The sequence below is a fragment of the Paenibacillus sp. MER 180 genome (assembly GCF_023713665.1).
In the GTDB taxonomy this organism is placed as follows: domain Bacteria; phylum Bacillota; class Bacilli; order Paenibacillales; family Paenibacillaceae; genus Paenibacillus_B; species Paenibacillus_B suaedae.
Genome location: NZ_JAMAVT010000001.1, coordinates 199812 through 214527, shown reverse-complemented (window position 1 = coordinate 214527; position 14716 = coordinate 199812). Strand labels below are relative to the sequence as shown.

The 14716-nt window shown below is 47.1% G+C and carries 12 protein-coding genes; 9 read left to right on the top strand and 3 right to left on the bottom strand.

The window, feature by feature from the left end; genetic code table 11:
- Positions 1–5 precede the first annotated feature (5 nt).
- From M3661_RS00855 to M3661_RS00845, 3 genes are all read left to right on the top strand, one after another.
- Entirely contained in the window at positions 6–1679 is a 1674-nt protein-coding gene (locus M3661_RS00855; protein ID WP_251481353.1) for a glutamine--tRNA ligase/YqeY domain fusion protein, read from the top strand.
- Positions 1680–1807: 128 nt separating this feature from the next.
- Positions 1808–2146 (top strand): DsrE family protein, encoded by a 339-nt coding sequence (locus M3661_RS00850; RefSeq protein ID WP_021257232.1) that lies wholly within the window; start codon positions 1808–1810, stop codon positions 2144–2146.
- Positions 2147–2374: 228 nt separating this feature from the next.
- Positions 2375–2746 carry a cytochrome-c oxidase gene (locus tag M3661_RS00845; protein WP_065293892.1) on the top strand — a complete coding sequence of 124 codons (372 nt, stop codon included), beginning with the start codon at positions 2375–2377 and terminating at the stop codon, positions 2744–2746.
- 217 nt (positions 2747–2963) lie between these two features.
- Here M3661_RS00845 and M3661_RS00840 read toward each other — a convergent pair whose 3' ends face one another.
- The 3 genes from M3661_RS00840 to M3661_RS00830 all read right to left on the bottom strand — a co-directional run bounded on the left by M3661_RS00840 (position 2964) and on the right by M3661_RS00830 (position 6211).
- A complete protein-coding gene (locus tag M3661_RS00840) occupies positions 2964–4088 on the bottom strand; it encodes a Gfo/Idh/MocA family protein (protein WP_251481350.1) in 1125 nt (374 codons plus the stop codon).
- A 105-nt stretch (positions 4089–4193) separates the two neighbouring features.
- Positions 4194–5039 carry a sugar phosphate isomerase/epimerase family protein gene (locus tag M3661_RS00835; RefSeq protein WP_065293764.1) on the bottom strand — a complete coding sequence of 282 codons (846 nt, stop codon included), beginning with the start codon at positions 5037–5039 and terminating at the stop codon, positions 4194–4196.
- Between the two features lie 296 nt (positions 5040–5335).
- Positions 5336–6211: a C40 family peptidase gene (locus tag M3661_RS00830; RefSeq protein ID WP_065293763.1), complete on the bottom strand. Its 876-nt coding sequence runs from the start codon at positions 6209–6211 to the stop codon at positions 5336–5338.
- 335 nt (positions 6212–6546) lie between these two features.
- Here M3661_RS00830 and M3661_RS00825 point away from each other — a divergent pair, with 335 nt between their 5' ends.
- From M3661_RS00825 to M3661_RS00800, 6 genes are all read left to right on the top strand, one after another.
- Positions 6547–6945, top strand: a complete 399-nt coding sequence (locus M3661_RS00825; RefSeq protein WP_251481348.1) for an OsmC family protein — start codon at positions 6547–6549, stop codon at positions 6943–6945.
- A gap of 325 nt (positions 6946–7270) precedes the next feature.
- Complete coding sequence (locus M3661_RS00820) at positions 7271–9238, top strand: sensor histidine kinase (protein WP_251481345.1); 1968 nt, start codon at positions 7271–7273, stop codon at positions 9236–9238.
- A gap of 80 nt (positions 9239–9318) precedes the next feature.
- Complete coding sequence (locus tag M3661_RS00815; RefSeq protein WP_021257225.1) at positions 9319–10890, top strand: response regulator transcription factor; 1572 nt, start codon at positions 9319–9321, stop codon at positions 10888–10890.
- Between the two features lie 149 nt (positions 10891–11039).
- The gene (locus M3661_RS00810; RefSeq protein ID WP_065293760.1) at positions 11040–11978 is read left to right on the top strand and encodes an ABC transporter permease; all 939 of its coding nucleotides are present in this window, start codon (positions 11040–11042) and stop codon (positions 11976–11978) included.
- A gap of 11 nt (positions 11979–11989) precedes the next feature.
- Positions 11990–12913, top strand: a complete 924-nt coding sequence (locus M3661_RS00805; protein ID WP_036619227.1) for a carbohydrate ABC transporter permease — start codon at positions 11990–11992, stop codon at positions 12911–12913.
- A gap of 100 nt (positions 12914–13013) precedes the next feature.
- Positions 13014–14498, top strand: coding sequence for an ABC transporter substrate-binding protein (locus M3661_RS00800; protein WP_065293759.1), 1485 nt, complete (start codon positions 13014–13016; stop codon positions 14496–14498).
- The last annotated feature ends 218 nt before the right edge of the window (positions 14499–14716 follow it).

Sequence of the window (14716 nt, the reverse complement as noted above, 5' to 3'; positions counted from 1 at the left end):
GACTGGTGGACAATCCGAATCCAAATCATAGCTCCAACTTTATACGCAACATCATTGTTGATGACTTGAAGGAAGGCCGCGTAAACGATATCGTTACACGGTTTCCGCCTGAGCCGAACGGCTACTTGCATATCGGACACGCGAAGTCGATATGCTTGAACTTCGAGCTGGCACGTGAGTTTAAAGGCCGTGCGCATCTGCGCTTCGATGATACGAATCCGCTGAAGGAAGATACTGAATACGTCGAGTCCATTAAGAAAGATGTGGAGTGGCTCGGCTTTAAGTGGGACGGACTCTTTTTCGCGTCTGACTACTTCGAAGAGATGTACAATCGTGCAGTATTGCTGATTAAGAAGGGGCTTGCGTACGTAGACGATCTGTCTGCGGATCAAATTCGCGAGACACGCGGTACGCTCACAGAGCCTGGACAGAACAGCCCGTACCGGGGGCGTTCAGTAGAAGAGAATCTTGATCTGTTCGCTCGTATGCGGGCTGGCGAATTTGGCAACGGCGAGAAGGTGCTTCGTGCCAAAATCAACATGTCGTCACCGAACATTAACTTGCGTGACCCGGTTATTTACCGTATCGCACACGCTACCCATCATAATACAGGCGATGCTTGGTGCATCTATCCGATGTATGCATTCGCACATCCGCTTGAGGATGCAATTGAAGGCGTAACGCACTCGATCTGTACGGTTGAGTTCGAGGATCAACGTCCGTTGTATGACTGGGTCGTCGAGCAAAGCGAGATGGAGAAGACACCGCATCAGTATGAATTCGGGCGCTTGAACTTGACGAATACCGTGATGAGTAAGCGCAAGCTGAAGCTGCTCGTAGACGAGAATGTTGTAGACGGTTGGGACGATCCGCGCATGCCGACTGTATCCGGTCTTCGCCGCCGTGGATTTACACCAGAGTCGATCCGTACGTTCTGTCGCGAGATCGGGGTAACGAAGTCGAGCGGTGTTATTGATTTTAAATATTTGGAGCACTTCCTGCGTGAAGACTTGAAGCTGAAGGCGCCACGGACAATGGGCGTATTGAAGCCGCTTAAGGTCGTCATTACGAACTATCCGGAGGGACAAGTAGAATGGCTGGATGCGGAAGTAAATCCGGAGAACCCGGAAATGGGCGTTCGTCAGATCCCATTTTCTCGCGAGATTTACATTGAGCAAGATGACTTCATGGAGAATCCGCCGAACAAGTACTTCCGCCTGTTCCCAGGCAATGAAGTGCGCTTGAAGCATGCTTACTTCATCAAATGCAACGACTTCGTGAAGGATGAGAACGGCAATGTAGTAGAGATCCATTGTACGTACGACCCTGAGACGAAGAGCGGAAGCGGGTTTACTGGCCGTAAGGTGAAAGGGACCCTTCACTGGGTGGATGCTACACATGCAGTTCCGGCTGAGTTCCGATTGTACGAGCCGCTCATTCTTGATGAGCAAGAGGAAGAGGACGAGTCCGCATCCTTCTTGGAGCGCATTAACCCGAACTCTCTCGTGGTGGAGCAAGGCTTCATCGAGCCGAATATGAAGGATGTGGAGCCGCATGACAAGTTCCAATTCTTCCGTCACGGGTACTTCAATGTGGATCCGAGAAGCTCAGAACCAGGCAAGCCTGTGTTCAACTTGACGGTATCCTTGAAGAGCTCGTTCGCATTACCGAAGCAGTAAGAAATAACGGGGGTGACCTTGTGTCCCCTATAGCGCCGCATCTTGACGCGATAGACACCTGCTGCTGTGCTGTATGATCGATAGTGAACAGTGCATCTAGCAGGCGTGAAGATGAAGGAGGTCTTTCGATGAAAGGCAAAGTCGTATTATTAACATCAGATACAATTGGTGCTGCTGAGAATGGCCTTGGAGCAACGATTCTGGAGACATTCCTGACACTTGTGAAGCAGCAGGAACAGCTTCCAGCCGCAGTGTTCTGCATGAATCGCGGGGTGCTCGCGCTGACTTCTCAATCGCTCGCATCCTTGCAGCTTGCTGAGTTGGAGAAGCTCGGTGTGCCAGTGCTTGCTTGCAAGACATGTGCTGATCATTATGGAATTGCAGACAAGCTGGCAGCAGGACAAATCTCTGGCATGGGTACGTTCGTCGAACTTGCAGCCAGTCATGAAGTGCTGACTATTGGCTAGCCGCTAGGCTTAAGTTGCATTGCAACAGCTCATTGATGGAGCTGCCCACAAGACCGGATTCTCTGCGGAGAGTCCGGTCTTTTTCTTTTATGTAAGGGGTAAGGATTCTATCTAGTAATGGAATCAGATGTAAAGACAGGCAGAATGAACTTATCAAGAGGTGTGGAATAATAGATTTTCTTCATTCATACGTATAATCACGAGATTACGTAAAGGATGGGGATGAGGATGGCTGTAGGAGCGCGATTTATTAAGGTGGCTGCTTTTTATTTCGTTATCGGCGTACTTGCAGGACTGATTGCAGGCGCAACGAAGCAATTTCAATATGCGTCACTTCATGCGCATATCGGCTTGCTGGGATGGGTATCGCTCGCCATCAGCGGACTTGTATACGTGAAGTTCCCAAAGGCGGGGGATAGTTCGCTTGGCAACGTGCATTTCTGGCTGCACAACATCGGACTTCCAATTTTCCTCGTTGGATTAGCATTAGCGGTTAATGAGGTAGCAGCGGCGACGGTCTTGTTGACCGGGGGCGGAGTGATTTCAGTGCTGGCGGCTTTGGTATTTGCCCTTAATGTATGGAGTAATGTGAAATCATAAGCTGCTTGTACGTGAAAGATGATGCGTGAGATGATGTCGGAGTCCTGAGAGGGAATGGAGTAGCATCTTCATCATGTATACGGAATGAACAGGAAAGGCAGGAACAGCGCTATGAACTGCACCTCCAATCGCTAGATGGTGTCTAACAATTGGGGTGCAGTTCACTACCGATCCTGCCTTTCTGCCATTTATGCAACCTATTATCCGATCCCTATTCCTATAGACGAACTGCGGTAGATACCGATTCAGCGATAATCTCATCGGTAGTAACTTCGCGTCCTAGCGCACTGGACATATAGATACCCTGGCTGATCAGCATCGTATTCAGTGCCAGCTCTGCGGTAGGAAGCAGCGGTACAATCCCGTTCAGCGCTGCAATCCAATGACCTTGGGAAGAATCATAAGCCCATTCATTCGGATTAAGAAGGTGTCTGCGACGATTCATCGCTTGGACGTCCACTGTTGCATTGATATCCATATCTGACACAGTATGATGGAAGCTGAACGGGTGCTGTCCTTGGCTCGTTTGGTATGGCATGCGAAGTCCGCCCTTGGAGCCCACTATGCTGCTTCCTTCGAAACCATCCAAGTAGATCGCCCACGCTTCGATGATATCGAGCGTTAAGCCTCCCTCGAATTTTACGAGGCCGAGGCCGAGCTCTTCAACGTCGAATTTGCTAGTTTCCCGGCGTTCCTGGAGCATCTCCATCTCTTGATAGGTCTGTCCGCTAATCCGTGTTACCCGAGGCATACCAAGCAAGTAAAGCAGCTGAGAGATATGGTATACGCCCATATCGTATAGGGCGCCTCCAGAAGCGATGGATTTCTGCGTGAAGGACGGAGTGCCATAGCCGTCAACATAAGGGCGTCCACGACGGCGGAAGCCCGTTGAACGAGCGTGGTACAGCTTGCCTAGCTGCCCATCCTCAATTAGCGTCTTTGCGGCCTTCGTCTCCGCGTTATATAAGGTAGCCAGCTGGATATGCAGCATGCGTCCGGTTGCCTTAGCAGCTTCAAGCATGGCTGCACCGTCATAATAAGAACCGGCAATCGGCTTCTCGCAATATACATGCTTGCCTGCTTCCAATGCTGCTATGGTGATTGGCGCATGGAAGTTGTTGTGCAGGCATACATCAACAGCCTCGATATCAGCACGCTTCAGCAGCTCGCGGAAGTCCGTATACACATGCGGGACTTGATACTGCTCGGCTACTTTCCGAGCTTCTGCTTCATTCACATCGCACACAGCAACGATTTCTGCACCGCTGACGCGGGCGTATTCATCCAGATGATGCTTGCCGATTTGTCCGACGCCAATGATGGCAATACGTTTTGATTCCATCGTTCTCCCCCTTGGTACTCTGTTCTAAGCAGCTAGGCTGCATCTGCATGCGGGAGCGCTGTTGCGGGGGCGCAGCGTAACAGGAATTACACGGAGCTCTCCCTGTTAGGCGGGCAATGAAGCCAGATGACCCTTCAGCTTCCCGATAGCCTCTTCCATAGCAGTTAGCTGTTCATGTGGCGCATTGTACTCAATTGCCCAATACCCGTCATAACCAGCGTTCTTCAATGATGCCAATCGTTCCTTGGCCTGCGGTGATTCAATCAAGCGATAATCAACATGGGTATGTCGTACCCATGGCGCAGCCTGCAGGTCGCCTTCCGCGGCATAAGCGTCTAATGTGTCCGATGACGTCATGCGAAGTGAGAAGGAATCTCCCGTAGGCTTCCATCGCCCAAGATGAAGCAGAATTCCGTAGTTCGGGTGATTTACTGCTTCAGATATGCGAACCAGCGTGTCAGGTTGCAGCGCACAGCCGGTATGATTCTCAGGCCCAACCCAGTACCCTCCCTCAGCAGCGCGCTGTGCGTACTCACGGTATCGCATCGTGATGTATTCAAATGCCTCATCGCTGAGCACATCATCTCCATGGTGAACAGCATCAATACGTACAGACTGTGCCCCCATGATTTCGGCTGCGCGCAGATGGGCAAGTGCATTCTGATGCAGTGCCTCGCGTATTTCTGGATCGGGATCCCAGATGTGGGCTCGATCAACCGCAATATTCACGAGAGCCATCTCTCGTTCCGTAAGTGCGTCACGAATTCGCTGCAGCATATCATCATCCACAACCTGCCATAGCGGGCGTGTCGTATCTGCAAAAAAGGCGTTCCAGAAATCAATGGACTGCAATTGGTACCGTTTATGGACAGTTGCAATATACGCGAAAATATCCATCTTGCCCTCAACTCGCAAATTATTGAACGAAAATCCGCCAATAGATAGTTTCATGCTGTTCCTCCTTATGCGAAAGGTGATGAGCTTGCTTTCGTATCTTGGGAATAATGAACTTGAAACTCGGTATTTCATCTGTGAGATGGTATGGGAAGTGAGTTTGATTCGAGAGTAGCAGATTGTGTAAGCGTGGACAATGTGCTAAATTCGCCATAATGACACCGTTTTCATATTAAATGAATACTTGAACGCACTGTATCTTCAGAATACGGACGATTGCACATATTGAGATTGGCAGCGGGAAAATAAAAAGCCCGCAAAAGCTGCGGGCTGAAGAATGTCTCGTAGGATGACTATAGAACGCGCTTGGCACCGACATACGTGCGCTTGGACCATGAAGATGACATGCTGGTCACTACGACTTGGTATGCACTGCCTGAGGAAGCATTCAAGTATTGGTTATTGCCGATATAGACACCAACGTGAGAGATTGTGCTGCCATTGTTCGCGAAGAATACGAGATCGCCAGGTATTGGATTGCTTACGCGATATCCGACATTATACATCTCTCGGGATGTCCTTGGCAGCGATACGCCGTTCTTACGGAATATATATTGAATATATCCAGAACAGTCGAAGCCGCTAGGCGTTGATCCACCCCATACATACGGTACGCCGAGGTAACTGCGTCCGGTGTTGATGATGCGAGAAGCTGCGCTTTGTACAGAAGCGGTCGTGACAGACTTCTTTTGCGGAACGCGATCGACGCGAGGAATACTCCTCAAATAATCGGGTGTCCACTCAAAATCCAAATCAAAAGCGTTCATCAAAAAACGAAACGGAATATATGTATTATCTCTGTATGTCCAAGGCTTGCCACCCATGTCGATCGTCTCGCCATTCACATCGGCAGAAGCGCTGTCTGTACGGAAACGGACAGTCGTCGTACCATTCGAGAATTCAATGTTGTTCACGCTGGAGTTGACAGCGGACCAAGACAGGGAGTAACCCATTTGCTCCGCGAAGGCGCGGACTGGGACATACATATTTTGATTTTCATCAATAATGGGAATAATATCGGTAAATTGTAAGGCATTACCGTTGACGTGGATCGTGGCTTGCTTAGGCGCGTCGGCAGCAAAAGCCTTCGTACCTAGTGTGCTATCTGCAAACAGCAAGCATCCGATGACTGCGCTTGCTGCAAGAGCAGTCCGTATGGCGGTTTTCACTACATCTCCTCCTCAGCTGTTAAAATGTAAATTGATTACTAAAAAATCGACAAAACCAGACTAACATAATTTTAAAAAAGCTGGCAATAGTCTGGAAGTATTAAAAATGACAAAACTGTAACTAAACTGTAACCGAAGTGTTAACCCTTATACAGCAAGGGATTTGAGGAATTTGAACTGAATACAAATTGTGAAAGAAATAATAATGGAAATGTAAGTAGATGTTATTTCTGTTGCAATTTATTCGAAATTCGACTGAAAACAGGTGCAGCAAACTCAGTCCTGGCGCGGAGAACGCTGTAATAGTGAAATAGAGCAGAGGAGAGGTGACAGTCTTGCAAGTCCATGTAAAGGAAATGAAACCACATGAATGGATCGGTAGTTGCGGCAATAATCAAATCATGATCAGGCAACAGGCAGATTCGTCTGGATCTGCTACATTAAATAGGCCCTTCGACCTATGGATGATGAGCTTAGCATTCGCGGTTGCGGAATCGATTCGCAGTTATGCAACGGAGAAAGCATGGGATTTACAGTCCCTTCAAGTCGATGCGGTGGATGAAGTGAGTGATCAGGGCAAGCTCCTGTACGTTACATTTCACATAACAGCAGCTGGACTTCAGAAGGAAGAACGCGACGAAGTATTCAGTGCAGTGCGGACTACTTGTACACTGCTAAGACTGGTGAACAAAGAGATTGAAATGTATTTTGCTGATCGGCTTGCGAACGAATGAATGAAGCCGCAATAAAACCCAGCACCCTCTATAGGATGCTGGGTTTCTTCATACATACTCAATTGGAATATATTAATAATTCTAAAAGATATCGTTTGTGCCGTATATATGTAATCATAGAGGTAGGACGAAGATCCATCTCATGCAACAATAGATTCACACTTTGAGTTATGTTCAATATATTGATTATGATATTATAAAGCTTGAAGACATGCAGCTGAATAGGGTGATCATCCTTAGCTGTGAATGTGAAGTACAGGAAAAAGAAAGCGGTACCGAACCGCTACCGTGCTCGTGTGCCGACAAGGGATGGGGGGTATAGGCCTTGTTGAAACCGTTTCACCAGATGTATCAGAAGCACTTTAAGAAGAAATTATTCAATAAATTAATTGCGATATATTCACTCATTGCAGTTGCTTCCTTAGTGACGGTATCTGTGTTTGCCTATGAGTTCTTTGCGCGCAAGGATGTCAGCAACGCACTCATGGAGCAGCAGCGCACGGTAGATACCATTAACCGATACATTGATCAGAAGAATGATCTAGCCCAGGCGATCGTCCAGCAGGTGTATCAGGATAATCTGCTCATCCAGGATACCGTCTACTTGCTGAATGAGGGATATGAACAATATATCCGCTATCGCTTGGATGCCTACAGCTCGAGCAACATGTTCTATGTGCGCAAGATGCAGGAATTCTTCATGCTCCAGTTCTGGAAGGATCCCGATTTGCAAAATATTAATCTCATCAGCCCTACGAAGCAGTTCGCTTATATGTATACAAGTGATGGAGTGAAGGGCGGGCTCTATGACTGGAGCCAAGATCCGCAGATGAATACGCAGTGGAAGATGAATCGCTATGGTGAACGCGTCTCTTCTTATACGAATCAGAGTAAAAAGGAAGAAACTTCAGCCGATATACAAGATATACCGTTACTGCGCCACTCGGATCGCTTGGTCGATATGCTTGACCAAGATGGATCCAAGCGATTAGAGAAGCAGGCTCAGGCTTCTATTCCTATTCCTACAAAGACCAATGTGATTAAGTCAGAGTCGGAGAAGCTGCCGCTTATCAGCTTCACGAATCGAGTGAGCAGTCCAGAATCTTTGCTGACAGCAGGACACATTACGATTGATTTCAATGCGAACGGAATTGGGCGTCAGATTGGGTATTCCCTTCGAGGTGAGCAATGGATTGTACTGGATCAAAAAGGCGAGATCATCTATCCGGCTTCCCAATCACAGGGGACGTCGACATGGGCCGATGTTGAGGAACTGTCCAAGCTCGAGCGCAATAAGCCGCAGTCGATTCAGGTAGATGGGAAGTCCTCCTATATAACGGTCTCTCAGACGAATAAGCTGGGACTGTATGTCGTAGGCGCATTGCCGGAGGCAGCCATTACCGATCATTTGTCTGGACTGAAGAATACGATTGGCATTGTGACGATACTCTGTATATTTGCCGTTCTGATGGTGACCTATTTATCGGTACTCCATTTATCCCGCCGTACGCAGACGATTGTGATGGCGATGAAGAAAGTGCAGGAAGGCAATTTGAACGCAAGGTTGCCCGTTACGCGTGAAGATGAGCTCGGTCTCATCGCGGGTAGTTTCAATCAGATGTGTGAGGATTTGAAGCAGTACATTAATAAGGTGTATAAGTCCGAATTGAAGCAGAAACACGCGGAACTGATAGCGCTGCAGGCGCAAATTAAGCCGCACTTCCTATATAACACGTTAGAGGTTATCCGGATGCGGGCAGTATCCAAGGGCGCTCATGATGTCGGGGAAATGATCTACAGCCTGGCAGCGATGTTCCGTCATATGGTCAAGGACAAGACGATCATTACCGTGAACGAAGAGATTGAGAACTGCCGCCGATACTTGGAGCTGACCCGGATACGATATCGAGACAAGCTGCAATTCACCATTCATATGGATGAGCGGCTTGGCGGCTATAATACGATGAAGCTGTCGGTTCAGCCACTCATCGAGAATTATCTCGTACATGGCATTGTCTTGGATCGGAAGGATAATCATATCCGCATTGAGGTTACGCAGCACCAGGGAGATCTGATCATTCGGGTGAGCGATAATGGCAAGGGGATTGAACCAGAACGGCTGCAGGAGATTCAGAATGATCTGGAGCAGCCGCAAATCCAGGATCACGGTTCGCTTGGTCTGAAGAATGTGCAGGAGCGCCTCCGCATTCTGTATGGGAATGAATATGGATTGACGATAGACAGTACCTTGCATGTAGGTACGACGGCAACCGTTCGGGTGCCGCTGCAATAATAGCGTGGTGAACACTTCTAGTACCACTTCATAATGGAAAGCAGACAAACTTTCGTGTGACTAGGGTTGGGGGGATATAGATGTACGATGTATTCTTAGTCGATGATGAGCCGTTTATTATTGAAGGATTGCAATCTATATTAGAGTGGAATGATTACGGTCTCCGTATTGTTGGGCAAGCGGAGAATGGAGAGGCCGCCTGGGACATTCTGAAAGATCACCCTGTCGATTTGGTTGTGACTGATATTATGATGCCGAAGATGACAGGCTTGCAGTTGATTGAGAAGGTGAAGCAGGCGCATCCGCATACACGTTTTATTATTTTGAGCGGGTACAATGAATTCGTCTACGTGAAGGAAGGCATTAAGCACGGGGTTGAGAACTACTTGTTGAAGCCAATCAACATTGATGAATTCCGCTCTACGCTGGAGAATACAGTTCAGAAGCTGGATCAATCCCGCATGCATCATATGGTGGAGCTGCACAATCGGGACATCCTGCGCGACAACGTGCTGTTCCGCTGGCTGCGTGACCGCATTCATATGGAGGAGCTGCAGCAGCGTGCGGATCTGTTGGATATTCATTTCGTGCATCCTTATTATATGGTCGTTCTTGTTCGTCCTGAGGTTCGGAAGGACAATGAAATGGACTATATGAAGCAGGATGAGGTTGCTTCTCAGGCGAAGCATCTGTTGGATGAGAAGTTCGGTGGATTTTGCGTGCGCGAGTGGGACGGAGAAACGGCGATTGTTCTTGGCTTATATAATCGCGAGGACAAGCAGGAAGCGATAGAGAAGCTGGTGCAATGGAAGGCAGAGACGGAGCAGAATCTGCAATCGGTGCTGGAAGTCACTGTCGGCAGCGTGCAGGAGGGGTATGCCAAAGCCTCTGTTAGCTTCGATCATGCGAAGCAGGTGCAGCCATACCATCTCGTTCGAGTAGATGACAGTATTATAGATTGTGATGAAATTGAGAGTTATCGATCCTCGCGTCCTTCTTCGGTACAGCCGGAGACGGAACCTTACGTGAAGCTGCTCTATGCACGAAATAAGGAAGGGCTGCGCGAACAGCTTGAAGCAGATTTCGAGCGTTTGTCGGATACGGACGGTGTCACGCCGCGCGATATGCGGAACTTCGCTGTAGAGCTGCTCATCGCATGGAAACAGTCTGTGAAGGGGTCAGCGGTGCTGCAATTGAATGATGAACGCGATTGGTTCGATGACGTGTATCATATTCAGACGCTTGATGCCTTGAAGGATCATGTTCTACAAGTGGCGGCACATGTGATTGAATTGATGAGTGAACCGGAGGACATGAGTCCTGTCGTCAGACAGGTGCTGCATGATATCCAAGAACGCTACGCGGAAGAACTTTCACTTAAGACACTCAGCCAAGTGTATAATATTAACCCTGTATATCTGGGGCAGTTATTCCAGAAGGAAGTCCAGTCGACGTTCTCTGATTTTTTGAATAAGACACGGATTAACAAGGCGAAGGAAATGCTGACAGGAACAAATTATCGGATGACGGATATTGCAGCCAAGGTTGGTTACTGGGATAAAAGCTACTTCTACAAGCAGTTCAAAAAGTATGTTGGCATTTCTCCAAAAGAGTATCGAGAGATCCATAGTGCAGCGAATGAATTGGCATAATAACCAGCATTGGAAAGGGCATCCATGGCGAAGTGACGCTGTGTAAGCCCTTTCTTTATTTTGTACACCAAATCTAAAGTTTATTGACTATTGGAAGCGCATCAGTTGAGTTACCCTATAAGTACAACATAGCAACGGGGGATGATGGGATGCAATTCATCAAAAATGCCTTTCGGAGCTTAAACCGCAATCGAATCTTTCTGCTAATGGTTCTTCCGGGAGCCTTGTGGTTTTTGTTCTTCTCCTACCTGCCGATGTTCGGAACTGTGATCGCTTTCAAGGACTATCGTTTCAGCCGAGACGGCTTCCTTGCCAGCTTGCAGCAAAGCGAATGGGTAGGTTTTAAAAATTTTGAATACCTTTTCAAAACGAATGATGCTTATGTCATCACAAGAAACACGATACTATACAACGTAGTTTTCATCGTTATCGGTCTTGTATGTGCCGTAGCAATGGCAATCATCTTGAGCGAAATTGTGAATAAACGGTTGGCAAAATTGTATCAAACCGGGATGTTCCTGCCTCACTTCTTGTCTTGGGTTATCGTCGGTTACTTTACATTCAGCTTCTTGAGTGTAGATAAAGGGGTAATGAACCAATTCCTTACTTGGATGGGCAAAGACCCTGTATCCTGGTACTCCGATACGACGTATTGGCCTTACATTCTCGTCTTCCTGAATATTTGGAAGGGTGTCGGTTACTCCAGTGTTGTATACTTGGCAGCCATTGTTGGTATCGACAAGACGTATTATGAAGCAGCGATGATTGACGGCGCGAACAAGTGGCAGCAAATTCGCCACATTACGCTTCCAGCGATTACACCGCTCATTACGATTTTGACGCTGCTCGCCGTGGGACGTATCTTCTATGCAGACTTCGGTTTGTTCTATCAAATTCCGCGTGACTCCGGTCCATTGTATGCGGTAACGAACGTAATCGATACCTACGTATATCGCGGTTTGAAGGCGACAGGGGAAATTTCAATGAGTACGGCAGCTGGCTTGTATCAATCATTAGTCGGATTCATTCTTGTCATGACCTCGAACTGGATCGTTCGAAAATTCAACAAAGACAATGCGTTGTTCTAGGCTAGGGGGGAATGACTTTGCGTAAGACTAAACATCGCGACGTTCATGAGTTGTCCAGAGGTACTAACATTTTATTCAATATTATCGCCGGTGGATTCGCTCTACTCTGTGTCTATCCGTTCCTTTTCGTTATCGTCATCTCGTTAACGGATGAAGAATCATTGGCACGTAAGGGATACACACTGTTTCCTGAAAAATGGAGCTTCTCGGCTTATGAGTACATTTTCAAGGCTGGGGATCAGTTGCTCAATTCCTACGGTATTACGATATTTATTACGTTAATTGGTACGTTGATTAGCTTGGTTGTTATCAGCTTGTATGCTTATGCGATATCTCGCAAAAACTTCGAGTACCGGGGATTCTTCTCCTTCATCGCATTCTTTACAATGCTGTTCAACGGTGGTCTCGTACCAACGTACATGGTCATTACGCAAGTGTTGGGGTTGAAGGATTCGATCTGGGCGCTTATCTTGCCGCTCATCATGAACGCGTTCTACGTACTCATCATGCGTACTTTCTATAATACGACGGTACCAGACGCGATTATAGAATCTGCTAAAATTGATGGTGCTGGTGAATTGCGGGCATTCATTACGATTGTACTTCCAATCTCATTACCGGGGATTGCCACAATCGGTTTGTTCGCGACACTCGGCTTCTGGAACGACTGGTTCAACGCTTTGCTCTATATCGACAATCCGTCGCTCGTACCATTGCAGTCCATGTTGATGCGCATTGAGAACAGTATGCAGTTCTTGCTGTCGAACGCACAATTGAATTCTTCCGGTCAATCGCTCGAAATGCTGCGGACATTGCCGCAGGAAGCAACTCGGATGGCGCTTGTCGTACTGGCAACATTGCCAATCGCATGTGCTTATCCATTCTTCCAACGCTACTTCGTTCAAGGCTTGACGATTGGTGCGGTAAAAGAATAACTCTTTACCCTATGGTTATTCCCGGATGGCGGCGATGATCATTGCCGCCTCTGGAAATAATATAAACATTCAGCGTGGTACAAAAAGGGGAGGTAACAAAATGGCTAAGGCAAAAAAAATGCTGATGATGACATTCTGCCTCATCATGGTCGCATCTTTGGTTCTCGCAGGTTGCGGAAATAAAAAAGATGAAGCGGCTGGCACAGCAGGAGACAAAAAAGACGAAAAGCCAGTAGAACTGATCTGGTACACGATCGGTACTCCGCAAAAAGACGTTGACAAGGTAATGGAGAAAGTCAGCGAGTACACGAAAGAAAAAATCGGCGCTACAATCAAAATGAAAATGTTCGACTGGGGCGATTACAACCAAAAGATGCAGGTAATCGCCGCTTCTGGGGAACCTTTTGACATCGCTTTCACGTCCTCTTGGGCATTTGATTATGTACAGAACGCGAAAAAAGGCGCGTTCTATGAACTGGATGAGCTGCTAGACAAATACGGTCAAGATATTAAAAAGAACGTTCATCCATCCTTCTTGGAAGGTGCTAAAATCGAAGGTAAAACATACGCGATTCCTGTAAATAAAGAGCTACCAGCTCAAAAAGTATTCCGCTTCAACAAGAAATATGTTGATAAGTACAACATCGACATCAACTCCATCAAGACTTTGGACGATTTGGAGCCAGTTCTTGCAAAAGTAAAAGCTGGCGAGCCTGGATTGTATCCAGTGTCTGCTGACAAGCAATTCAAGTTCGGTGTTCCTTACGACTTGGTTAACGAAAACTTGCCAATCGGTGTAGCATTGACGGATACGAACGACTTGAAACTCGTTAACATTCTGGAACAACCAGACATGATGAAGAACTTCGAGACGATGCATGAATACTACAAAAAAGGTTACGTAAAGAAAGACGCAGCTACAGCACAAAACGGCGATGAAATGAAAACGGGCAAATGGTTCGTTGACATGCCGGACACTCAACCGTTCGCAGACAACCAATGGTCTCAAACGCTTGGATATCCAGTTGTATCAACGCCTTATACAGAGCCTTATGTGTATAACTGGTCTGTAATGGGTTCCATGCACGGTATTTCCGCGAACTCCAAGTACCCAGAGAAAGCAATGGAATTCTTGAATTTGCTCAACTCTGACAAATACTTGCGCAACCTGGTGAATAACGGTATCGAAGATGTCCACTACAAACGTATCGATGATAGCACAGTAGAATACTTGCCTGCTAAGACAGAAGGCTACGATATGCCAGCATTTACACTTGGTAACTTCTTCATCCTGGATAAGTTGCCTTCTGACCCTAAAGACAAATGGGAACAATTCGCGAAATTCAACGATTCCGCGAAAAATGCGCCGCTTCTCGGCTTCCACTTCAACGCTGACAGCGTGAAAACTGAGATTACGGCTTTGACAAACGTAAAAGAAGAGTTCTATGCATCTCTGTATACAGGTTCTGTAGACCCTAAAGTTTACGTTCCTAAAGCAGTAGAGAAGTTCAAGCAAGCTGGCTTGGACAAAGTAATGGCTGAAATGCAAAAACAATTGGATGAGTGGAAAGCATCCAAGAAGTAATCAATATCGGGGCATGATTGAATTTCGCCCAGCAGCAGATTTGACAACTAGAGCATGGCGACAACAACGTGCAGAGCGAAATGAATAGCCCTTTGTATCCAATCAGGTGGAGCGCTTCGCTTCACCTGATTGTGTACTATTTTGGACAAATAATTGGTTGTTTTTTCACATCCTAATCATTACAATATAATTGATATATTAATTATCTTATTTGCTAT